At 58.2% G+C, this 22,281-nt stretch carries 20 protein-coding genes and 2 pseudogenes; 13 read left to right on the top strand and 9 right to left on the bottom strand.

Annotated elements, in window-relative coordinates:
• Positions 1 to 91: 91 nt before the first annotated feature.
• Entirely contained in the window at positions 92 to 550 is a 459-nt protein-coding gene (locus tag KZ498_RS11915) for an SWIM zinc finger family protein (RefSeq protein ID WP_312619069.1), read from the bottom strand.
• A 365-nt stretch (positions 551 to 915) separates the two neighbouring features.
• On the opposite strand from KZ498_RS11915, the gene KZ498_RS11910 reads away from it, so the two are divergent.
• On the top strand, positions 916 to 1,056 hold the full coding sequence (locus KZ498_RS11910) for a hypothetical protein (RefSeq protein ID WP_312619067.1): 141 nt from the start codon (positions 916 to 918) through the stop codon (positions 1,054 to 1,056).
• Between the two features lie 137 nt (positions 1,057 to 1,193).
• Here the strand turns inward: KZ498_RS11910 and KZ498_RS11905 are convergent, their stop codons facing one another.
• From KZ498_RS11905 to KZ498_RS11890, 4 genes are all read right to left on the bottom strand, one after another.
• A complete protein-coding gene (locus KZ498_RS11905; RefSeq protein WP_396276124.1) occupies positions 1,194 to 2,132 on the bottom strand; it encodes a transcription initiation factor IIB family protein in 939 nt (312 codons plus the stop codon).
• Between the two features lie 69 nt (positions 2,133 to 2,201).
• Positions 2,202 to 2,531, bottom strand: a complete 330-nt coding sequence (locus tag KZ498_RS11900) for a hypothetical protein (RefSeq protein ID WP_312619064.1) — start codon at positions 2,529 to 2,531, stop codon at positions 2,202 to 2,204.
• On the bottom strand, positions 2,531 to 2,893 hold the full coding sequence (locus KZ498_RS11895; RefSeq protein WP_312619063.1) for a helix-turn-helix domain-containing protein: 363 nt from the start codon (positions 2,891 to 2,893) through the stop codon (positions 2,531 to 2,533). The genes KZ498_RS11900 and KZ498_RS11895 overlap by 1 nt, the downstream gene beginning before the upstream one ends.
• Before the next feature lie 111 nt (positions 2,894 to 3,004).
• Complete coding sequence (locus tag KZ498_RS11890) at positions 3,005 to 3,946, bottom strand: ImmA/IrrE family metallo-endopeptidase (protein ID WP_312619062.1); 942 nt, start codon at positions 3,944 to 3,946, stop codon at positions 3,005 to 3,007.
• 196 nt (positions 3,947 to 4,142) lie between these two features.
• Between KZ498_RS11890 and KZ498_RS11885 the strand changes: the two genes are divergently transcribed.
• Both KZ498_RS11885 and KZ498_RS11880 read left to right on the top strand, forming a co-directional pair.
• Positions 4,143 to 4,820, top strand: coding sequence for a winged helix-turn-helix domain-containing protein (locus KZ498_RS11885; RefSeq protein WP_312619061.1), 678 nt, complete (start codon positions 4,143 to 4,145; stop codon positions 4,818 to 4,820).
• An 857-nt stretch (positions 4,821 to 5,677) separates the two neighbouring features.
• Positions 5,678 to 5,956, top strand: coding sequence for a helix-turn-helix domain-containing protein (locus KZ498_RS11880; protein ID WP_312619060.1), 279 nt, complete (start codon positions 5,678 to 5,680; stop codon positions 5,954 to 5,956).
• 167 nt (positions 5,957 to 6,123) lie between these two features.
• On the opposite strand, the gene KZ498_RS11875 is transcribed toward KZ498_RS11880, so the two are convergent.
• A complete protein-coding gene (locus tag KZ498_RS11875; protein WP_312619059.1) occupies positions 6,124 to 6,975 on the bottom strand; it encodes a DNA-binding protein in 852 nt (283 codons plus the stop codon).
• Between the two features lie 874 nt (positions 6,976 to 7,849).
• Positions 7,850 to 7,996, bottom strand: a complete 147-nt coding sequence (locus KZ498_RS11870) for a hypothetical protein (protein ID WP_312619058.1) — start codon at positions 7,994 to 7,996, stop codon at positions 7,850 to 7,852.
• 497 nt (positions 7,997 to 8,493) lie between these two features.
• Here KZ498_RS11870 and KZ498_RS11865 point away from each other — a divergent pair, with 497 nt between their 5' ends.
• The 5 genes and pseudogenes from KZ498_RS11865 to KZ498_RS11845 all read left to right on the top strand — a co-directional run bounded on the left by KZ498_RS11865 (position 8,494) and on the right by KZ498_RS11845 (position 12,354).
• Positions 8,494 to 8,637, top strand: a complete 144-nt coding sequence (locus KZ498_RS11865) for a DUF2080 family transposase-associated protein (RefSeq protein WP_396276120.1) — start codon at positions 8,494 to 8,496, stop codon at positions 8,635 to 8,637.
• A gap of 8 nt (positions 8,638 to 8,645) precedes the next feature.
• A pseudogene (locus tag KZ498_RS11860) lies at positions 8,646 to 9,873 on the top strand (RNA-guided endonuclease InsQ/TnpB family protein).
• A 78-nt stretch (positions 9,874 to 9,951) separates the two neighbouring features.
• Positions 9,952 to 10,449 carry a hypothetical protein gene (locus KZ498_RS11855; protein ID WP_312619054.1) on the top strand — a complete coding sequence of 166 codons (498 nt, stop codon included), beginning with the start codon at positions 9,952 to 9,954 and terminating at the stop codon, positions 10,447 to 10,449.
• 260 nt (positions 10,450 to 10,709) lie between these two features.
• A complete protein-coding gene (locus KZ498_RS11850) occupies positions 10,710 to 11,522 on the top strand; it encodes an aldo/keto reductase (RefSeq protein ID WP_312619053.1) in 813 nt (270 codons plus the stop codon).
• A 367-nt stretch (positions 11,523 to 11,889) separates the two neighbouring features.
• Positions 11,890 to 12,354, top strand: a complete 465-nt coding sequence (locus KZ498_RS11845; protein ID WP_312619052.1) for an excalibur calcium-binding domain-containing protein — start codon at positions 11,890 to 11,892, stop codon at positions 12,352 to 12,354.
• Positions 12,355 to 12,432: 78 nt separating this feature from the next.
• Here the strand turns inward: KZ498_RS11845 and KZ498_RS11840 are convergent, their stop codons facing one another.
• Positions 12,433 to 13,989: a PGF-CTERM sorting domain-containing protein gene (locus KZ498_RS11840; RefSeq protein ID WP_312619051.1), complete on the bottom strand. Its 1,557-nt coding sequence runs from the start codon at positions 13,987 to 13,989 to the stop codon at positions 12,433 to 12,435.
• Positions 13,990 to 14,197: 208 nt separating this feature from the next.
• Here KZ498_RS11840 and KZ498_RS11835 point away from each other — a divergent pair, with 208 nt between their 5' ends.
• A complete protein-coding gene (locus KZ498_RS11835) occupies positions 14,198 to 15,448 on the top strand; it encodes a transposase (RefSeq protein WP_312619050.1) in 1,251 nt (416 codons plus the stop codon).
• Here KZ498_RS11835 and KZ498_RS11830 read toward each other — a convergent pair.
• Positions 15,420 to 15,941 (bottom strand): GNAT family N-acetyltransferase, encoded by a 522-nt coding sequence (locus KZ498_RS11830; protein ID WP_312619048.1) that lies wholly within the window; start codon positions 15,939 to 15,941, stop codon positions 15,420 to 15,422. The genes KZ498_RS11835 and KZ498_RS11830 overlap by 29 nt on opposite strands.
• A gap of 453 nt (positions 15,942 to 16,394) precedes the next feature.
• Between KZ498_RS11830 and KZ498_RS11825 the strand changes: the two genes are divergently transcribed.
• The 4 genes and pseudogenes from KZ498_RS11825 to KZ498_RS11810 all read left to right on the top strand — a co-directional run bounded on the left by KZ498_RS11825 (position 16,395) and on the right by KZ498_RS11810 (position 22,266).
• Positions 16,395 to 19,958 carry a TraM recognition domain-containing protein gene (locus KZ498_RS11825; protein WP_312619046.1) on the top strand — a complete coding sequence of 1,188 codons (3,564 nt, stop codon included), beginning with the start codon at positions 16,395 to 16,397 and terminating at the stop codon, positions 19,956 to 19,958.
• Positions 19,959 to 21,090: 1,132 nt separating this feature from the next.
• Positions 21,091 to 21,341 (top strand): annotated as a pseudogene (locus tag KZ498_RS11820) (zinc ribbon domain-containing protein); the annotation flags it as partial.
• 121 nt (positions 21,342 to 21,462) lie between these two features.
• The gene (locus KZ498_RS11815; RefSeq protein WP_312619045.1) at positions 21,463 to 21,753 is read left to right on the top strand and encodes a UPF0175 family protein; all 291 of its coding nucleotides are present in this window, start codon (positions 21,463 to 21,465) and stop codon (positions 21,751 to 21,753) included.
• On the top strand, positions 21,754 to 22,266 hold the full coding sequence (locus KZ498_RS11810) for a DUF3368 domain-containing protein (protein ID WP_312619044.1): 513 nt from the start codon (positions 21,754 to 21,756) through the stop codon (positions 22,264 to 22,266).
• The last annotated feature ends 15 nt before the right edge of the window (positions 22,267 to 22,281 follow it).

Here is a 22,281-nt window from a genome sequence, read left to right as displayed (position 1 = left end):
CCCCAGGGAACCCCTCTCCTCAGCAACCAATCTATAGTAAAATAGTCATCAATTATAAATTTAATCATTGAATTTACATGAGGCGTACATACTAGTGGTCGGCAAATGTTCGCCGACCCAGCCGGTAGCACTCCCAGCAGGGTACGTCTGGAAGACAGTCCTCACAGTCGTCGGGATCGTCTTTATTTGTATGTTGCTGTAGGTCGCCCGCTACGTCTGCTTGCTCAGTGTCCGAGTCCATCGCGGGGCCACCATCACGACGGATGTTGGGCGTGTCTGTGGGCTGGCACTGTGTCAGGCCACGATCCGGTCGGCGAATAGCGATCGCGACCCGGTGTTTACACGCGCCGTCGAATCGCTCGTCGGCTGGACAGGTACACGCTGTCGGGACCGACCCGTCCATCGTAATCAGATACTCATGTTCGGCCGGATTCGCATGGCTCTCATTGCGAACACGAACCCCGGATTCGACCGGCGTGATATCGAACCGTTCGTACTGTGCGCGCTTTGCGACTCGTGATGAAAACGTGAGTGCTTCGAGTGGGTGCATACTCGATTCCGCGGCGCACCGCAGTGCGCCCGCACGCCTCAGGGCGCACAAAAAACACCATGGAGAGCTTGTATAGGGAAAGTACCTCCGTGGGATATGGAGGTGGTCGTGCTGTCAACATTCTCAACGGATACCGCTTCGAGTACACCGATGAAGTCAGATCGATCCTCAAGCAGTTCGGTACTGACGAAGCGAACGTCGATCGGACGGAGTCGTCGAATACCTTCGATCTCACACCGAGGAAATTGACCTGATGGGCGAGATCGAAGAATGGCGTGACGACTTCATCAGATATGGACTGGACGAACTAACTGATGACTCGTCGGACCCGAATCATTAATCCCGCTCGGCACGACAGTGCACGTATGGCAACCGAAGAAGGTGCAGAGTCCGGTTCTCCGCTCGACGAAGTGATGGAAGACATCCGGAGCGAACTCGTCCGACGAGTTGCGGCGAGCGACCGGGACGCGAACCGAGATGTCTACGACGCTCTCGAAAGCGAGTGACGGTCACGGCTATCTTGATTCAGCGAGAGAGTCCCGCCCTTTCTGTGAGGTGTCATGCATGATAGTCTTTCCACACCGCCGGCACTCCCGATACACTATCTTATCGCGCTTGAACACCCTCCGAAGCCAGTCACCGATCATTCGTCCGCCGCGAGAAACGCCATAACCCGCTCGCGGTGATTGCGCACTGTCGCCGCCGCCACGTCTGCCGCGTCAGCGAGTGCCAGTTGCGTCGGTGGGTCTGCCATGGACGATGCGGCAACCGCGAGACAGGCCGCCGCAAAGCCTGCGGGATGGGTCCCGCTACTCACTCCGTCGTCGTGAGCACGGGCGGCGAACGCCCGTGCTCGCTGTTCCACCTGTGCAGGCAGTTCGAACTCGTCGGCAATCGACGGAATGAACGCGATCGGGGATTGCGGTGGCACGGGAAGTTCGAGTTCCGTGTTGAGCGTTCGATAGCCGTTCTCGACGCACTCCAGGTCAACAGGTGTAACGGCTGCGACCTCCGCCAGGGTTCGTGTCGTTTCGTTCAGTCGGCAGATCGCATACACGCTCGCCGCCGCGATTGATTCGATTGACCGCCCTATGAGCAGACCGTTGTCTTGGGCCGTCCGGAACAGGGAACTGGCCTGTTCGCGAAGTGAGTCTGCTAACTCCAGATCCGAAGCAATCCGTGCGATCTCACTGAGCCCAGTGGCGAGATTCCGTTCGGCTTTCGAGCGCCACCGTGCTCTGGTGTGTTCGCGACGGAGGCGATTGAGTTGGCGTTGTTTCTTCCCCGAGAGGGTGTTCCCGTTGCCGTCCCGCTTGTAGCCGATCTCCGTCGAGAGCCCCCGGTCGTGTCTCGTGTTCGTGAGCGGGGCTCCGGTTCGTGCTTTCGAGGTGTCATCCTCGGAGACTAGCCGCGGGCCACGACGGTCCAAGCGACAACTCTCGAGGACAATACCGCACTCCCGACAAGTGATTTCACCGCCGTCCGTATCGAGGCGACCACTGCACTCCGGGCAGGTGTCTGCCGCAATCGTTCGACCGCTCGATTCGTCGAAACCATGCTCGTAGATATCTCTCGAAGCCATCTGTGAGTACGAGGCCATGTCTGTCTGGCCCCGCACCCTTCAGGGGGTGAAAAAACTCTGCGGTGGCTGTTACCCATCTCGATAGCCAGCAACGGCTGCCATTCGACGGACCGCCGTTTCAGTCACACTTTCTGTAACCCGAGCAACCGATTGTTCGATATTGCTGCTTCTGAGCGAGACGACTGCCCACGGAGCAATGAACGACTCTCGGTCGAGTCGTCCCTCGACGAATGAATCCGCAAGCGGTATCGACTCAGCGTACTCTTTCGTCGAGAGTCCCAGGGCGATGTACTGCTCGCCAGCAAACGGATGGGATTCATCACTCACGACGAGATACGGTCGGTGTGGGGTGTTCCCAAACGGGTCCGACGCGACGACGATGGTGCCTCGTCGACGCATCACTCGTCGGTTTGCTCGGCGTCGAGATCAGGAAGTTCCGAATCCCAATTCGGATTCCGGTCGTAGTAGTCACCCTCGAACTGCTCTGCGACGGCTTGCAGTCCAATCTCACTGGCTGTGTGCGCATCGTATGCCTCGACGTTGATAGCCCAGTACGTGCCTTTGTGCCGGACGAGCCCACGCTGTTCGAGTCTGCGAAGCGTCGTTCCAACGCTCCCACGGGGGATATCCAGTTCCTCAGCGAGTTCACTCGCCCGGAACCCGAGTTCGGGATGGCCCGCGAGAAACTCGAGGATACGACGTCCATTGGTGTCCTCATCCGGCAAATCGTTCGGGTGGTAACTCTCGAAATCGACGGGCATTGTAACGGTATGTAACAGTACGTCACTAAACGTAATAACAGTGCGGGATGATACAACAGAATCGAAGTTTGGGTTCGACACCGATGATGGGTTCCTTTCGATGGGCAGTGCTCACCTGCGTTGACACGCTCTGATTGCTTCGATTATCTCGGTCGCGGTTCGACTGATCCGGTCAAGACGGTCCAGAATCGTGTCAGGTTCGTCGGACTGCCACGCGGCGAGATACAGCGCTGACCCGCTCATGTCTAGGCCGAAGTGACGACCAACGACGTAGGCGACCGCCTCGGCTTCGACTTCCCGTTTCTCCCGTTCCGGGTTGTCGGTGACGCCGCTGTGAAGCAGTGCATGTGCGAACTCGTGGATCAAGACTGCAGCCATCGCGGCAGTGCTTTCCCGAGCTCTGATCTCGATGGCAGTGTCGTACTCGTCTTCATCGTCGACCGGTCGACAGATGCCTTCTGCGGGGCCGTGGTCCCATTCCGCAGGATCAACGACTGCCACTTGCACCCCCAGCGTGTCCGCAGCTCCAGTGACTGCTGGAAACAGGTCGGTGGCATTTCCACGCGCCTCCGTGTCCAGCTCTGGAAGGGGCTCGCCTTCGGTCTGAGAGATATCAAAGACGGGTACCGGTTTGAACGCGACAGGCCCTTCCGACCACTCTTCGGGTGGCATCTCGTCGTAGGCACAGTCACTGTCAGCATGGTAGTTGGGTGAGTTCCCACAGCCCGGACACTGCTTGGCGATGATTGGTGCCCAGATCCAGATGGCCGATTCGCCGTCCTGGACCTGTCTGTCGAACTCTTCTTGCCACGTCCGGTACCCGGCGACTTTCGTCGCTTCTGGACACTGTCTGGCGATCAGCAGTGTGTTCCGATACGAGTAATCGTGGAACCGACTCTGGACGTCGAGCCATGCCTGGAACTGCTCGCTTGTTTTCGCCTCCGCAACGTCGTCGACCAGCTCTTCGGCCCACTGTTCGATTGTGCGATGCATCTCGTCGGTGCGAGTGTCACTGGAGGAAAACTGCACTCGCGAGGTCGTGTTCGAAGCCATCTCGAATCCTGCGAGACACTGTGTGTGGCCCCGCACCCTTCAGGGGGCAAAAAAACAGTCCGCGGGAACGGTTCTACAGGACAGAGTGCTGGACACCAGCACTCCAGTTTCGTTTGCGGCTTCTCGATATCAAAACCCTCCAGCACATATATGCGGGTCAGAAAAATATATCTGTGTCTGCGGCATAGTGTATTGTATGACTGGCGACCCATCTCCCGACGGCCCCGACGAGTTCCCCTCTGAAGAGGAAATCCCGGACGAACCGGTGACAGTGGATGATATTGATCCATTCAGTGTTGATGACGATGACTTTGCGGACATCGATGACTTCGCCGCCGCAGAGTGGAAAACCCAGAGCACTGCGGACGAACGAATTCGCACGGTGATCAACAGAACGACGACTCCGAAATCGGCGTCCGACATCTCAGACACAGCTCTCGTCTCAGAAACAAAAGCCAGAACGACACTCAACAAGCTTGCTGAAGACGGCATCGTTAGAAGTCATCAGACCGACTCTGGAAAGCTATACAGTCGAGATCCAGAGTGGCAGCTTCTCAAACAGATCAGGAAACTCGCCAGCAGTGAAACGCTTGTCAATCAAATCCAGCGAATAAAACAGGAACTCACAGAGTACAAATCCAAATATGACGTGAATGGCCCAGAGGAACTTCTGATTTCAGACACGGAACTCGACCAGAATGAACTCGACGACATCTCTCACTGGCGGACAGCAGAACGAGAATTAAGCCACCTCAGAGCAGCATATCGCTTCAAAGAAGCAAAAGAACAGGCGTCAATCGTAGTTGAACCGGAAGATAGGCGCACGGGTAATCACACAACGACCTCCCGTAACAATCAGACCCCACACGAATAATGGGGATGGGGAACGGCTCTCCAATCGATTCAGCAGCGATTGATGAGAGCGTGACTCAGATGCACCAACAACTCGGGAGAGGAGTTGTTAAAGTGCGATTCCGATACCAGAAAGGGAAACCGTTCGAACCGCGTGACGGAAAGGACGTTAGAACAGCACGAGTCACTATTACCCCTGGAATCCACACGCAGGCTGGATATTTTGATATCCAGTGGTGGGAAAATGGAGACTACAAATACCATTATCGCGAAGAAGGACTCGAATTTAGATTCGGACGCGAGGCAGCGAACAAGAGCACCCAGAAACCAGTACGGCATTTTCACCCACCTAATAATCTCGACGCACACAAGCAATCTTGTATCGGGACTGAACAACCACCAAAACGCGTTACGATTGCTGTACTGAAGACGTGGTGGACAGCGGTCGAGAATAATGATGAGAGCTTGTTGAACGCGCAGAATGACTTGCCGTAGTCTCGAAAGCCCACGCCCTCTGTGGAATTCTATACATACGCACGCGTACTGACTGGGTAATCCAATCCGCTCTCGGTGAAACAAATTTCGTGAGGAAGTTTCTATGACAGACTCAACAGGAGCAGATATTGGGTGTCGTCCCTGTCTTGGCATAATATGATACTTTGAAGTATCATACTCTAAAGTACGATTATCAGAAGCATCTGCGGGGACGCCACAGCGGCAAGACGTCCATATTTGCGGATGTCTTTTGAAACACACCGATGGGTTCCTGAATAGTCTCTTGTTTGCATTTAGACCCACTAGATTCAATTATATGAGAGTGGATATCGTTTTTTTTTTATCAAAGGCGTTGCGCAACAAATCGAGGAATCTGTTGATCGGATGCTAGCACTGGATGCACTACGGCGCCAGTACGAACGTGAGTACGGCGATGCCCAGTATGCGAAAAACCGGTTAGCATGTACACTCTTCGAACAACCCTACGTGACGACCAAGGCAGTTGCAACCCTGCTCAACGTTGAGCGGTCAACCGCGTATCGCGCAATTGACACACTGGAAGACGAAGGCGTTCTGGAGGAAGTCACGGGGAACCAGCGCAACAAGGAGTATCGTGCGAAGGAGATATTCGAGATTCTCGAACGGCCGCCCCAGACGTATTGAGTCCTGTTTTCGACTCGCTTCATCATTGCCGACACAGGAACCATCTTGTGGAGCATTCATATTTTGGTCGTGGCTGCGGGCGCAGCGTAGCGAGCACGGAGCGGAGGGTGGGGCGGTGGGCTGAGGGTGGTTGGTTGTGTAAAAAAGAAAGCGAGTGCATTACTGCCTTATTCGGACCACCACTGGCCGCGTTCGGGGAACTCGATCCGGCTCCAAGACGTCACCGCGACCGAACAGCGTCCGTCGTACCAGTTCTTGGCCACGGTCCGCAACACGATGTGGTCCCCTTCTTCGACAAGCGGGGCTTCGCTTTTCGCCCAGACCGTGAACTTCGTCCGGCCGCTTTCGTCTTCGATCAACCCGACATTCTGGATGGCACTACTCCGTGGGTCCCACAACTGGACGACTGTTCCCTCGATGCTCACTTCGCCGCGATTGACATTCTCAATCTTTTCAATGGGGATGACCGTCCCGGCCGCCCGATCTAGTTCGTCATAGACATCGACGACCGCATCCGTTATTTCACGGCCGTCTGCAACCCGCTCGGCCAGCCGCCGGCTGATCGCTGCCCGCGTCCAGCCATCGAGTTGCTCTTCCAACCGTGCCGCCTGCCTGTTGACCGTTGCGAGTTCTGACTGTGAGAGCAGCGCTCGTGGATCGTCTTTGTCTGGATCCCGCCATCGGTCCACGCTCGCGGCCCGCTCGTCGAACCGCGCCCGTGCCTGCTGCCTCGCCTCCTGCACTGCCTGTCGCGACCCGGCTTCCCGCGTTTCAATCTGCTCGCCAACTCGGACCCGAGTTCGTGCAATCTCGATGTCCCGCGCTATCGCTTCTTCTTCCTGTTCTAGGGTCATACTCGCCCGGCAACTGTCCGGGTGATTCGTATCGACCTTTCCCTGGATCTCCTGGTCGACCGACCGCCGCAGCTCGGGTGTCTCGTTGACGACCCACCCGCGCTTCTCGTCTGTTCGCTTCTGTGCGACCGTACGCTTATCACGAATGACCTTCTTACCTGACATTGGAACTCACAGGTTCCTGAAGGCGCTCACGCGCCGACACCGCGATGCTCCACCATCGCGGTTTTCACGACGACAACTGCCCGACAGTCCCGACTGCGCTCTCGCTCGCGCCTTCGCGAGCGCCCCTGTGGGCGCGAGTGAGAGCGCTTTCGTGGGCTTACAAAACCAGCCACGCGCGCCGATCCGGCCGTCGCAAACGTCCAGCAGAGAAAGCGTGATGGGGTGAGCAGCGACGGCAGCGCAACCCCTCGCGCTTTCCTGCTGGCGGCAAACCGGACGCCCGGCAGGACCCGCACCCACTGGAGCGGAAGCCCGCCCGGAACGGTCGGTGCCGAGTGCTGCAACGGCCGGTAAGCGGCGAGCGGGGCGGGCGGAAGAACGGCTGCTGACACACCCGACATGGGTGGGATTGTAAGGGGCCGTGGGCTCGACAGCCGAGACGATGCAAGCACCAACGGCGCGCAGCGAGTCGCAGGCGGCGAGCCCACGGGGGCTTTCACTGTGACTCAACGGTCGGCGCAGGTCCCACAGCAATCGGGGATGGAACGGCCAGTCTCAACGGAGCGACCATGCCAGGTGGGGACGATATCGAGTTCCAGCCAGGGAGTCTCTCACAGCCACCAGTCACCTCGCCACTGCATCAGGCCTGGGATCAATAGACGAGCAAGACAGATCTCCAAACGAGCGTTCGTGCTGTCCTCAGCGATCCGACGAGCCCTTGGACGGCAGTCGCTGTGTAAGCAGGTACCCAGCCCCGCCGAGACCGCTTAGCGCACCGAGGAGACCGAAACTAGGACCAGCAGCACTGGCCCCTCTATGCGCTGTCGAGCTGTCGCCAGCAGATGACTCGGTGCAAACCAAGTCGTCAGTCTATTCAGCTGCCGTTCAGTACGTCTTCAAAACACGTCGGGCACTGGTTGACCAGTCCTGGCAAGCGTTGTATCTCGCGGTACGGGTCGCCACACTGAACGCAGTACTTCGGACGGCCGTCGCCGGTCCGAGTATGCTCGTCATCACCCATCGTCCCTGCTATGTGCTGAGGACATAAATCACTGTGTTAACCGATCCCAACCGGCTGAGGATCGAAGCGGTGGTGGATGCTAGAAACGACCTTGCAGCACGAATGAGCCTGCAGACTGGTGAGAGCTGAAATCATGTAACCTGAGTTGCCTGCGCACTCTAACCGGTGATACCAATTTTACCTGAATTTAGGTGCTAAGGCCCCTTCCTCCATCCGTATTCGGTTAACACTGCCAGTAATATTCCGGAGGGAGTCGCATTCCCGGGGCTACTGCTGATGGCCCAATCTCGGCCTTTTGAGCCAATAGAGCTAATTCCTGATGCTCGAAAATTCGGCACTTATAGCCTTAACCGAACACCGATGCCCCTCCCTCAAGGAGCGATCGACAGGAGCGAGTAGGGAGGGATACAGCGCCGCACAGTTCTCACACACTGCTCGGTAGCAGTCCCACAGGCCCATCGCCACTTTTATGTTTCAACATTGTATATACAGGAGTGATGGATAGGCACAAAATAGAAGGCCACGAAGTCATCACCGGGACAGCCAAAGCAACCGGTAACGGCGCTCACGTTCTCGTCCCGAAGGACTGGCGTGGTGCAGACGTGAAAATCGTCCGAACAAGCGAACCCACCGACGAATAGCCCGATACATGAACTACAATTACAGGTATCGTCTCCGACCATCCGACGCTCTTGAAGACCAGTTAGCGTGGACTGTCGATACCTGTAGACAGGTCTACAACCACTTCCTCCACCGACTCAACCGAAGCGACGACACATCGGCCTACTCCGAACAGAAGCTCCTGCCAAGCCTCAAGAAGTGGTGGACCGATCTGAAACAAGTTCACTCGAAGGTTCTTCAGAAAGTCGTTCAACGGCTGTACGACAACCTCTCGACGCTTCGTGGTCGCAAAGAGAATGAGCACCACGTCGGCACTCTCAACTGGAAGGCACCGGACGAGTACCGCAGTTTCACCTACAGTCAATCCGGCTTCAAGCTCAAAAACACGAGCGGTCGGACGCGGCTGTGGCTCTCGAAACTCGGTGAAATTCCGCTTACCTTCCACCGTGACCTCCCCGACAACGCCGAAATCAAGACGGTCACAATCAAGAAGGAACCGACCGGGAAGTGGTATGCCATCCTCGGTATCGAGACACCGGACGACCCACCCACGAAGCCTGAGAATCCCGAGAAGTGCATCGGTATCGACGTAGGGATTCTCAAGTACGCTCACGACACGGAAGGCACCGCCGTCGAATCACCCGACCTCTCAGACGAGCGCGAGCGACTGGAGCGCGCACAGCGCGACCTCTCGCAGAAAGAACACGGGTCTGCAAATTGGGAGAAACAGCGTCGTGTAGTGGCCGAACGCCACGCTGATCTCAAGCGAAAGCGCCGGGACTTTCTCCACAAGTTGGCGAACTACTATGCCACCGAGTATGACTTGGTAGCTGTAGAGGACTTGGACGCGAAGGGCTTGGTAGAACTACCGGGCAACTCACGGAACCGAGCAGGCGCGGCGTGGGGGACGTTCCTGCGAATGCTTGAGTACAAGTGCGAACGAGAAGGAACGCACTTTGTCGCTGTTGACCCGAAAGACACGACGAAGGAGTGCGCGTCCTGCGGTGTCAAAACGGACAAACCGTTGTGGGTTCGTGAACACTCTTGTCCAGCGTGTGGGTTCGAGGCAGACAGAGACGCGAACGCGGCGTGGAATATCCTTTCTCGCGGTATCAAGAAGCGGTTAGGAGCGGGACACTCCGAATCAACGCCTGTGGAGACTGCACTCCCTACGGACACCGATTCGGTGTCTGCAAAGTGCGTCATGGAAGCAGGAAGCCCCACCCCTCAAGCGTGAGCTGTCAGGCGAGCGATAGGGTGGGGTAGTTCACAATCGTGATTCTGGCCAGGGGAACGGACAGGGAAAGAGTGACTCCGATAACTTCTCTCTCGAAGTGCTGCCATACCGGCCGTTTGATTACTCTTATCAGATCGATCCGGCCCATGTCGAGCGTGCTCTCTCTCTCGCCGAAACTGCAACCTTGGCTGATTCCGAGCAGGCTAAACAGTACCGTCAAAACTACACGGAAGAGGCTGCACAGCGGACGCCCTTTGTTGACATCGGCACGACAATCACCGGCGACGAGTACTGGCACGGTGAAACCTTCTCGAATCAGGCACAATACATCTGTGACCAGTACGACGCAGGCACATATGCGACGACAGAACAGGAGGATTTCGGCACGGCCAGTGCGCTGAGACGGCACGGCCACTTCGACCGGTACCTGTCTCTCCGTAGCGTATCGAACTTTGATCAGCCGTATCCCGGGCAGACGGTTCGAGAGAGTCTTTTTGAAGCAGACTCGGGTGGCTATATTCCAAGCATTACGAATGTCTTCCGTGTCGGTTCAGCGATCGTTGACGATATCCTCGAGCAGCCGGGCAAATGGTGAAATAACCGTCTGACACCCTCAAACAAATACAGTTCTGGACTGTTATTCGACTCTCCTCATGTTTTCGAGGATCCAGTCCAGGCTAAGCGGCAGAGTTCAGGTAGCCCAACGGGCGTTTCAACTGCGTCAAGCCAACACACCTCTGTCAATGAGTATGGCGACCGGCAGAGAGCACGTTGGAATATGAGCCCCGAGATAGGAGACAGACGCGTCCCACTCGCCGGCACAGGAGCTTTTTTCCAGTCAGTCCAAGCTCAGGCATGGAATACGTCACCACAGGGCAGGCAGAGATTCCGGCACTCGGGTTGGGAACCTATCGCCTGCGTGGCCAGGCCTGCACCGAGACAGTCAGACAGGCACTGGAACTGGGTTATCGCCATATCGACACGGCCGAGTACTACGAGAACCAGGCTGCGATCGGGCAGGCACTCACAGATACGGCTGTCAGCAGGGACGACCTGTTCATCACGACCAAGGTCTGGCGAACGAACCTCAGCTACGAGGAGACCAAACGGGTCGCCAGAGAGAGCCGGGAGAAGCTGGGTCTCGAGACAATCGATCTCCTCTTGATTCACTGGCCGAGTCGCTCCGTCCCGATTGAAGAGACGATCGAGGCGATGAACGAACTCCAGAGCGATGGCGTGGTTCGACACATCGGTGTGAGTAACTTCTCGGTCAAGCAGCTTGCAAACGCACGCGACGCCTCTGCGACACCGATCTGTACGAACCAGGTCGAATACAATCCCTACACCGACCAGTCTGACGTCCTCGAGTACTGCATCGAACACGACATTATGCTCACGGCGTACAGTCCGCTGGCGAAAGGCCGCATCGATGACGACACCACACTGGCGACGATCGGCGACCGGTATGGGAAGTCACCAGCACAGGTGGCGCTTCGCTGGCTCGTCCAGCAACCACAGGTCGCCGCGATCCCGAAGGCATCCAGCCAGGCCCATCTAAAGACCAACCTCTCGATTTTCGATTTCGAGTTGACCGACGAGGAGATGGCACAGATCTTCGATCGACAGGGTGGGCTGTTAGAACGGGTTCGGTCGATGTTGGGATTATAGCGTTCGTGGTCGCAATGCTCCAGAACTCGTGGATTATAGCGACGACGAGCACGTGTACTCGAGCGAGCGAACTCTACCCGGAGAGAACGGAACTGATCGCAGAATTCGAATTCTCTGCCGACTATTGGATTGAGAGAGACTCGGTGATGGTACTGTGTATTGCCGATTCAGCGTTATCGCGCAGGCTACAAGCCGAGTTCTCGACTGGGCTCTCATGGTTTCGAAGGTGATACGCTATGATCGTCCTGGAAGATTGTGGTCACGCACTCGGTGCCTGGTGAGTCTCTACCTGCAGGTATGGTCGAGGTTGGGGGGTAGACGTTTTAGACCCAACGTGTATATGTAATTGGTAAGTAAACGACAGTAGATGCATAAAGGACGGCTGCTCGTTATCGGCGTCAGCCTCGTGGCGTTAGCGAGCGGCGTCACTGACCTCCTGAACGGAAACATCAGCCAGGGCGTGTTCGCGGTTGGCCTGTGTGTCGTACTCGGGTACTCGTTGAAGATCTCGACGGCCGAAGACCCGGTCGCTGGTGGGATCGTGTTCGTCGTGCTCCTGGTCGTACTGGGCGGCATTGTCGGCGCTATCGGCCTTGTGCCTCCACTGGACACCGGCGACGTCTTCGGATCTGACGACACAGAAACGAGTCTGACACCTGAACCGAGTGCTATCAAGACAGACACCAGTGCTAAGTCGTCCGGATACAGCGGGGACTACGATTGCGACGATTTCTCCTCACAGTCGGCTGCCCAGGACGTGTACGAGGAGTCTGGTGGTGCCCATGGGCTAGACGGTGACGATGACGGGAAAGCGTGTGAGCATCTGCCCTGACACCGAGTAGATTTCAGCATCGCTCACCGACGTTACTGTGGCGAAAACATCCACAGGAGAAGGATGGACTGGTCGTCGTCAGGCCCGACGCGTGGCTACGAGGAGAGCGAGCGCGACGCCGAGTATGGTGACGCTCGCACCGAAGCCGGGGCTATCCTCTCCCGTTGTCTCGGTCACCTCGGTACTGGCAGTCGGCGAATCCGTGATTGCAGTGGTCGGAGATTCCGAGGCCACGTTCGTCTGAGAAGCGGTTGTGGTCCGCGGTGCGGTAGTTGGCGGTGCAGTAGTCGTTGCCGTCGACCTGTCTCGGAGTTCATCGGCTCCGTCTATCGAGAGGCGGGCGAACAGTTGGTCGCTCGTCCCGCGAGGAACGTTTGCCGATGTCACGAACCGCGGGTCCTCCTGGAACACGAGCCGCCCGTCGCCCGCTCGGTCCCAGTGGGTTTCGAGTTCTATCGGGCCGTCCGGCAGACTCGAGACGTTTCGAATGTAGACAGACTGCGAGCTCTGTCCGTCTGGTACTGAAGCCTCCTGCGTCACGAGGCCCCCATCCGTTCGCAGTTTGACCTCCAGGATTCCAGGGTCGGGGAGGCGGAATGACACGGTAACGCGGAGCGTCCAGTCTTCACCGTCCGTCCCGAGTGCCGTCGCAGACAGGTTCGACCAGCGCGGCTCGGGACCAACGATGACGTCCCGCTCCCAGACCGTCCGGTCCTGTCCTGTCGCCCGGAGCCTGAACCACTCGTACTCGTCGCTCGGCACGTCACGGAGTGTGGCAGAAAACGCCGATTGGACGGCTTCCCGGTTGGCACCTTCCGAGCGAGTCTCGCTCGTCGTCACCACTGCTGTGGCAATGGTTGCTCCGCTCGGGTCAACTGCCTCGACAGTTATCGTCGTTCCGGGACGGAGATTCGTCTGCCCCGACAGATCGAGTGTCGTCGTATTGGCGTCCACCCGGGCAGGGCCATTCCCGCCGAACCTGAGGTCAGCGGTGGTCGAGTCGACAGTTGCATCCGGGAAGTAGAACGTGAACTTGTCTTCGAAGGCGTCCGTCCGGGAGTTAGTGTGCGTCTCGACTTCGACGACGAACTCGTCGACCGATGGCTCGAACGCGATGGGGTCGCGAGTGTCGCGTTCGACAAGCGCGAGGGTTCTTGAATCGACGACGACCGAGAGCGTCGCGTTCGCGCGGTCGTGAACGACGTGGGTATCACTCTCGTTGAGAGCGATATCGTACGGCTGTCGATTCGGGCCGACGAGCGCCCGGACCGTCATGTTCGTGTCACTCTCGTCGAGCATCCGGTAGAACCGGTCGGTCGTGTTCGTGCCGGTGGTCGCCGTGAAGGTCGCATTCACTTGCTCGGAGTGGATCTGGAGGACTATCGTATCGCCTGTGACGACCGGTTCACCCTCGTCGACCACTTCGAGCGTCCCGTCACCACGCAAGGCACGGACATCGCTGTCGTCGGTGATGTCATCGGCGACGACACCCTGGGCGGCTAGTACGGTGAGGTTCCCGCTCGACGTGGTGCCGTCTGTCGGTGTCTGTCCGCTGACGGCGGCGACTGTCGCTACCCCTGTCAGGCACAGGACGAGTAGTGTCGCGACCCTGTATCTACTGGTGTGGAGAGCCATCGATTCGTAATCTTATCCGAGAGAAAAATGCCTTCTGACGGATCGGTCCGCTTGCATATTGATCCCTGGGGCTACACCAGAATCCGCCTTCTCACAGGTCCTTTACAGGCTGTCGAGGCGAATGCCCCGGGCTTGACCCCGGGGTTGAAACCGACACTCTGTAATACTAACAAATAAGTAGCAACAAACCGATAATTAAGGTATAGCGATGTGGTACGACTACCGTTTCCGCGCCTATCCTGACCGAACAGGCGTGACTGCGGAAGCGGAACGCCACATCGACATCCATCGCCAAGCCTACAATAACACCCGCTACGAATACAACACCCTCAACACCGACAAGGACAATATCGGGTCGGCGTACCAGCACCAGAAGCGCCTCACCGAGTGGAAAGACGAGTGGGCCGTGTTCTCGGAAGTCCACTCGAAGGCGTTGCAGAAAACCGTCGAACGCTTCTACGACAACCTCAGCAATCTCTCCGAAAAGAAGCAGAACGGACACAAGGTCGGGTGGCTCAAGTGGAAGTCACCGCGAGAGTACCAGAGCGTGACCTACTCGCAGTCTGGCTTCAAACTCAAAGACACGAGTGGTCGGACTGCCACACTCTGGCTCTCCAAAATCGGTGACATCCCTATCCGATACCACCGACCTATCCCCGACAACGCCACAGTCAAAGAAGTCACGTTAAAAAAGGAGACGACTGGTGAGTGGTACCTCACGTTCGGTATCGAAGTCGAGGACACCGCACTCCCCGAGAAACCCAACGTGGACGATTTAGATGCTGAGGACTGCGTTGGGGTTGACCTCGGCATCAGCAACTACATCTATACGAGTGATGGCGACAGCGTGGACTGGCTCAACCTCTCCGACGAGTACGACCGCTTGCGCCGGGAACAGCGCAGTCTCTCCCGCAAAGAACACGGAAGCAACAACTGGGAGAAACAACGCCGAGAGGTCGCCACGGTCAAGCGTCGAATCAAGCGAAAGGTCGAGGACTTCCAGCACAAACTCACGACGTGGCTCGTCTCGACGTATGACGCCGTGTTCGTAGAAGACTTGAACGTCTCAGGGATGCTTCAACAGCGCGGGAACGCTCGGAACAAGCAGGATGCGGCGTGGCGTGGGTTCATCGAGATGCTGGAGTACAAGGCTGAGTTGTACGGGACGCACGTCGTTCAAGTGGACTCTGCGGGGACGACCAAAGAGTGCGCCGAGTGTGGTGTGGCGACGGAGAAGCCGTTGTGGGTTCGTGAACACAGTTGCCCGAGTTGTGGGTTCGAGGCGGACAGAGACGCGAATGCGTCGTACAACGTGCTTTCTCGTGGTCTTCAGGAGTTAGGTCTGGGACTGGCCGAAGTCACGCCCGCGGAGACTGCGGCCGCTGTAGAAACCGACGGGGGTCAGTCTTCGTCGATTCCTGCAAGTCGCGTCATTGAAACGGGAAGCCTCGGGGCTTGACCCCGAGGCGGTTCACGAGAATAAGCTCCGTTACATCCTGCCCAGCGAGTTCAGCAATCCGTCTTTCGTGAATCTCGAAAGCGTGTTTCGCATAAAACGCTCTTCCAACGTCGTTATCCGCCATAACTGACAACCAAACGGAGTCGTGTCCGTCTGTTCGGAGCGCAGTACAGAGCCGTTCCAGAAGTGTCGTCCCGACTCCGTCTCCCCAGTTGGCCGGCGAGATATAGATCCGACTCAGGACTGCGTCGGCGGGACCGTCTTCACTCGGCCCGCCTTGCACAAATCCGACCAGATCGGCACTGATAGCGACGAACATCGGGTTCTCCGGTCGCTCGATAGACTTCTTCAGTGTGCCTACATCGTACCACTCGTCAATCATTTCATCCACGGCTTCCTCTCCGATAATCCCGTCATAGGTTTCGTGCCACGATCGGCGTGCAACCCGGCGGACTGCTGGAGCATCGTCCGGTATCGCCTCACGAATATCCATCCGTGATTGCCCACTCCATCCTCGAATTCACATAACTGTCGGCTCGATACTGCAGTGAACGGTGTGAAATAAAGTCGGCTCTCGTGCTGGACTCACGCTCTCTCTACGGCACGTCGGTTGTCTCAACTGCGGAGTTTCAACAGGACCGATTCAACTGGGCCTGTCGCATTGGTCGGACGCTGCTTCCGAGCCCACAACGGCCTTTCAATCACATCTGTCGCCACCTGCCCATCCGAATCGGGCGGGACTAAAAAGGGCCGGTCGCTCCGGGACGACGGGCGACGCAAGCACCGACTGGCGCGCAGCGAGTGTGCGGCGCCCCGCGCCGCAACCACTCGAACGGTGAGCGAAGCGAGCCGTGAGAGCCCCTCGACTGGAGCGACCGGGGGCGTTCTCAAGCAATCCGACCGCTCACCCATACATTTATAACAAATAATATATATGAAAATTGTAATGGCAGCGGAGAACAATTTACCGGTCTTGATCGAGGAGACCCGGCAGTACATTCGGATCACACCGACGGACGAACCAGTGGATCCAGACACCGTCGAGGCACAGTTCGAACGCCTCCACCAGCTGGACTCCCGCGACACCGCCACTGGCCTCCTAGACCGGGTCACCGAGTCCCCACCAACAGTCGAAGTGTATCTGGTTGCCCCGCCTGCGAACTCTCAGACGATCCAGTACTACGTGGGCGTCGACGCCGACGACCTCCATGACCCACTGGAACGCATCCTCCGGGCACTGTTCCCGGACAGCTACGAGTTCAGCACGGTCCAGTGGGCACCGACACTCCTCCCTGAGGAGCCCGCAGCGGGCGTGGGATTCGAGGGCCGACCCGACCGTCGCAGGGACTGGCAGACGCGACTCACGCCGTTACACGAGTTCCAGAACGACGGCGAGCACGTCCGCACGCCACTGGCCAGTATCGTCGAGGCGATGGCTGCCACCGAAGGCCCAGCCCTCTTGCAGATACTCATCCAACCGAAGGCAGACTGGTCGACCGACAGAGACCTCCAGCGACGCGAACTCGAAGCGGGCCGGGAATCGTGGACCGGACAGGTTATCACCGCGCTGATCGCACCGGCCGAGCCAACCCACACCGACACGCCAATCCCCGTCGAAGATCGGGCACGCCTTGAGGAACTCGCCGAGCGCGACCCCCGACGGTCCTTCGAGGTCAACGTCCGTGCCGTCCTGTGCGACGACGTCGATCAACACGTCGCCGACGACCTCGCAACGGCCTTCGCCGAGGTGAGCCACACCTGTTACGAGATTACCGGCACCGTCTGTACAGGAACGGATGCAGCCGACCTCCGAACCCGGATCTGTGACCGGATGTTCCGGCCCGCTGACTACGACCGACTGCAACACCGCCTTCCGTTCACCCGCCCGTCCAGTCCGGCGATCGTTGCCGACGCGAGCGAACTCGGGGGCCTCTGTCTCCTGGACGGCAGCGCCCTTACAGCGGAGGCCCGACGGCGGCTAAACTCGACACCTGGAGAGCGGAGAGCCTTGCCAGCGCCACCGCCGGCACAGCTCCAGACCTATCGGACGGCGGGCTTCCCCCTTGGGCAGCCACTCTCACAGGATAACACCGCCGACCTCGAGCCGATTGCACTGGCACCGTCACTCCAGCCGTTGCATCTGGGCTGGTTCGGGAAAACGGGGTCGGGGAAATCGGTCGGGCTGGTCAACGCGATTCACCGAAATTGCGACGCTACAGACGGCGCTGACATCCTCATCGACCCGAAAGGGGATGGCATGGCTCGTGCGTATCTCAGAGCCCACTACGCCGCACACGGCACGCTTGAAAACGTTCTGTACTTCGACTGCGCGAAAACCGTGCCCGCGATGTCTTTTTTCGACATTCGTGACGAACTCGCGGCTGGCGTGCCACGAACGACAGCCGTCGAGGAGACGGCTGACCACTACCTCGAAATCCTCGCCGGAATCATGGGGACCGAGCGGTTCGAACAGGCCGTCCGGTCACCCGATATCATCCGCTATCTGGTGAAAGCGCTGTTCGACCCGGTCAACGGCGACGATGCGTTCTCCCACCGTGACCTGCATTCGGCCGTCCGCCAGATGCACGAACGCCAGTCTGCTCCGGCTGTCTCGGATGACGACCTGGAACAGATGCTCGCCGGCGTCGTCGCCAACAGCGCCCGTTCCTTCGACGAGATCATGCAGGGGGTGGCCAATCGGATCGAGAAGATCCCGATGGACCGCCGCCTCGCTCGTGTGTTCAACCACGTTCCGCAGGCGGATGACCCCCACTTCGACCTGGCTGACTATCTCGATGACGACGTCGTTATCATCCTCGATATGGGCGGATTACGGCGTGATGCCCGCCAGGCGCTAACGCTCGTAATCCTCTCGAATCTCTGGACTGCGCTCCGGCGACGCGCAAAGCGAGCACCCGGTGCCGACTCCTATCAGCTTGTCAATGTATATCTCGAGGAAGCTGCAACTATCGCATCATCAAATATCTTGCAGAACCTCCTTGCACAGTCCCGAAGTTTTGGCTGTTCGGTGACGCTGGCGATGCAGTTTCCCGAGCAACTCAGAGCCGTTGACGAAGGGGCGTACCGGGAACTGCTGAACAACGTGTCGACGTACCTGATAGGGAACGTTCCGATCGACCGTCGGCTGGCCGAACGGCTTGCAACCGCCGACCTGTCTGGGACAGACATTGGTGCAGTGCTGCGAGCGATCCGGCGAGGGGAGTGGCTTGTACGCCTCCCAGCCCCCTTCGGCGAGCCCGAGCCACGACCGTTTCGGGTGGCGTCACTCCCACTGCCACCAGGCCATCCTGACGGGACTGGCGAGACGATTTCGACTGAGACGGTCGATGACCTCGTACAGACTGTGACCCAGCGGACGCGTGACGGGGCCGGACTCAGACTCGAGTCGCCCAGTACACCTGCCGACACCGATGGGGAAGCCGACACACAGCGGCCAGCCATCGATCGCCTCGACAGTGTCCTGCCGTTCACGAACCGGCTGCCACCGACCGTGGGGTATGCCGGCGATGTCCATGCCCTCTACTGCCAGTCCTGTGAGAACCGGTATGACACGCATATCGAGGGAATGAAGCGTGCGATCTCCTGTTGTTCGTCGCTTGACGCAGTCGACCGTGACGATATCCCCGTCTGTTCGGTCCAGCTCAAACTCACAGCTGAGGAACGCGAGGCATCCGACTGGTCGGACCAGAGGCTTCTGTTCCTGCAGGCGGTATACAACGCCCAGCAACTCCGGTACGATCCGATAGAGTACGACCTGTTGTCCGACTCCATGCTCCGGTTACAGGAATATGCCGGTCTCGACAGCGAAGCGGTCCAGGATCTGCTGGATGCGGATCTCTTGCGCCATGATACGGACCATCCACATCGCCTCTATACCGTGACACCGACCGGTCGGTCGGAGATCGGCGAACACTACCGCCGCGGCGTTGAGTACGGCCACGGCAAAGGCGACCTCGAAGAGTCCAGTGAACACGTCCTCGCTGTCGAGGTTGGCCGTCGCTATCTTGAAACTGCGTATCGCGAGGCTGACGATTCGCCGGTCGTCGAGGTCGTCCCGTATTACGAACCCGCAGACGAGGAGACTACCACTGTGTCCGCCGCCACTGCGATGGGCGGGGATCCAGAGGAAATCGCCGACGCGGTCGATGCGTCCGAGCGCCGGCGTCTCGACGTTGCTGGACTGGATGCCGATGGCTCGGTTGTTGTCGCTGTCGAGGCCGAACGCATGAACAACGACGTGCACCGAGCGGCCCCCGAAGATTTCGACAAGATGGCCGATTGTGACGTTGAGGAGGCGATCTGGATCGTCATGTCCCAGTCCGCCGGCCACAACCTGCTCGAGGTGCTCCGGTCCCCGGCAGATGGGACGCCTCGCATCCAAAAGAGCTACGCCGACTCGACGCCACCCCAGCAGTTCCGCCTCGACACGCCCGGGTGTACCGCGATCTATCCGGCCTCCTGGGTGCAGAAACAGCTCCCTGACCGATGATAGCGAGACGAGCGCATACCCCCGCTTTCCCGTGAACGAGGTGTGTTCCGACAGCAGTCAGAATCGAGGAGTGAACAGGCAAAGGTTGAGCGACCACTCGGGGACGGAAAACCACTAGACGTGGCAGAGCTGGATGACTGATCGATTCTTTTTGTTGTAGCCCGACATGCTGGGACCGCTATGGAATCGGTGAGCTGACGGCCCCAATAGACAAGCGGCAGTGACGGACGGGGTCTGTTCGTCACACGGCAATGACTTCGATTCCGATGGGCCCCTGCGTGACCGGGGCCCAGTCCTGCAGACGAGGGGAACAGGGCACCCTCCCCAGTGTGTCGCTGTTTCCCGCTGAATGCGGGTCGGCACCGGAACCGTCGATCACAGCATACCGGGTAGCCGGATGCTACGGCCTGCAAGCCATGGAGGAAGTCACTGCCTTCCCGTTCAGGATATGCTTCCGTTCGCCATGTGTCATAACTATCGTCGTCGCTTCTCCAGCCAGTATATGAGTGTCTCGGTGCGCTCTGGTTGTCCCTGGCTGTTCATAATCGGCACTCACGGCCGCAAGAACTGTTGTGCGTGTCGTCTTGGGTGGCACTAGGACCGATTCGCGACTGGCTGTCGATTCAGCTGTCGCCCGGTGGGACCCATATCGTCGCTAACGGGCCTGACAACCGGGTTCTGCATGCCCGGCCCCAGCCCGATTAGACGTGCCTGTTCATACCGTCTAATCGCCAGACTGAACCCGATTATGACTCTCACAGAGGGCTGGTTTTCGGGGTATGTCTCCCAGTCTTGGGGCCTGGCCATGAACCACACATCGCTACTTCAGGCCCGCTACAGCCCGGTTGACAGCCGTTCAGGATATCAGCATCGATGTTCCTAGTTGCGAGCTAACCAGAAGATATACCGGTTCTTGCGGCCGTTGAAGCCGATTATGATGATTAGATGAGTGGTGGAGCGGAGTGTTTCGCGCCGCTCAGATTCACTCTGGCAGTGATTCCGGGTATGAAGCAAGTGTACGGCGATATTGCACTCACCACTCCGTGTGTCAGGGGTTGACCTCCTCCGCGTGACGCGGAGGAATCCCGAACGGTAGGAGTTTCAGGTTTGCAATCCAGTCATCGGACTACCCGACAAGCCACTGTGGGTACGTGAACACTCCTGTCCGGCCTGTGGTTCGAGGCGGACAGAGACGCAAACGCGGCGTGGAACATTCTTTCTCGTGGACTCACCGGACTAGAAGTGGGTCACTCCGAATGAACGCCTGTCGAGACTGCGCTCCCTGCGGTAACCACCCCAGTTCCTGCAAAGCGCGTCATGGAAGCAGGAAGGCCCTGCCTCAAGGAACGAGCGGCCACGCCGCGAGTGAGTAGGCAGGGGTAGTTCACGTGTATCATTTGAGTTGGTGGTCTGGCGGCGATACGCCGAGCGGCTACTGCCACCCCCGACCTACTCCACACAAAGCACCGATGCGTTTGTATACATTGCATGCGAAGTAAACAACATGGGAACAATCTCGACACGGGTGCCTGACGAGCTGGAAGCCGAACTCGAGGCGTATCTTGAGGACGAGAAACTCGACAAGAGCACGGCCGTCCGGAAACTCCTCTCCGAAGGACTCGAGGACTGGCGTCGCGAGCAGGCACTCAATCAGCTCGCGGCAGGTACCGTCACGTTCACCAAGGCGGCTGAGATAGCGGGGATGTCCATTTGGGACTTTGCGCAACTCGCCAAACAACGTGATATCACCTGGGTGGCGGACGATCATCTCGACGCAGATCTCGAGGCTCTGTGAATGTGGGTCTTTGACGCCACGCCGCTCATCTACCTCGCGAAAGTCGACCGTCTCACGCTCGTCCAGCAGCTAGATGCACCATGTGTCATCCCCGAGCGTGTTTACGAGGAGGTTGTCGCCACCGGCCTTGAAGAGGACTATCCGGACGCCCGTCGAGTTGAGCGTCAGGTTGATGCTGGCCATTTCGAAGTCATCTCAGTATCGCCCTCTGAACTCTACTCGCGGCTCCAGGAAAATAGTAATCTCAGTGACGCTGATGTCGCTGTCCTCGCCTGTGCAAACACTCACGACGCCGTTGCTGTGATGGACGAAACATATGGGCGTGATGTCGCTGCTGTCGAGGGAATCACTACCCGGGGCACAGCATTTCTCATCTTGACATCCACGAAAGAGGGCGTAATTAGTAGCGACGAGGCACACACTACTATTGACGCGATGATCGATGCCGGATGGTACTGTTCGCCCAGCGTGTACATGAAGATCGTACAGAAGCTTGAGACATTTTCCGAGTGACATCCCACCGCACTG

The organism is Haloarcula sp. 1CSR25-25, from assembly GCF_032027985.1.
In the GTDB taxonomy this organism is placed as follows: domain Archaea; phylum Halobacteriota; class Halobacteria; order Halobacteriales; family Haloarculaceae; genus Haloarcula.
Note: the sequence above shows the minus strand (reverse complement) of the source record. Positions and strands in the feature narration are given on the sequence as shown.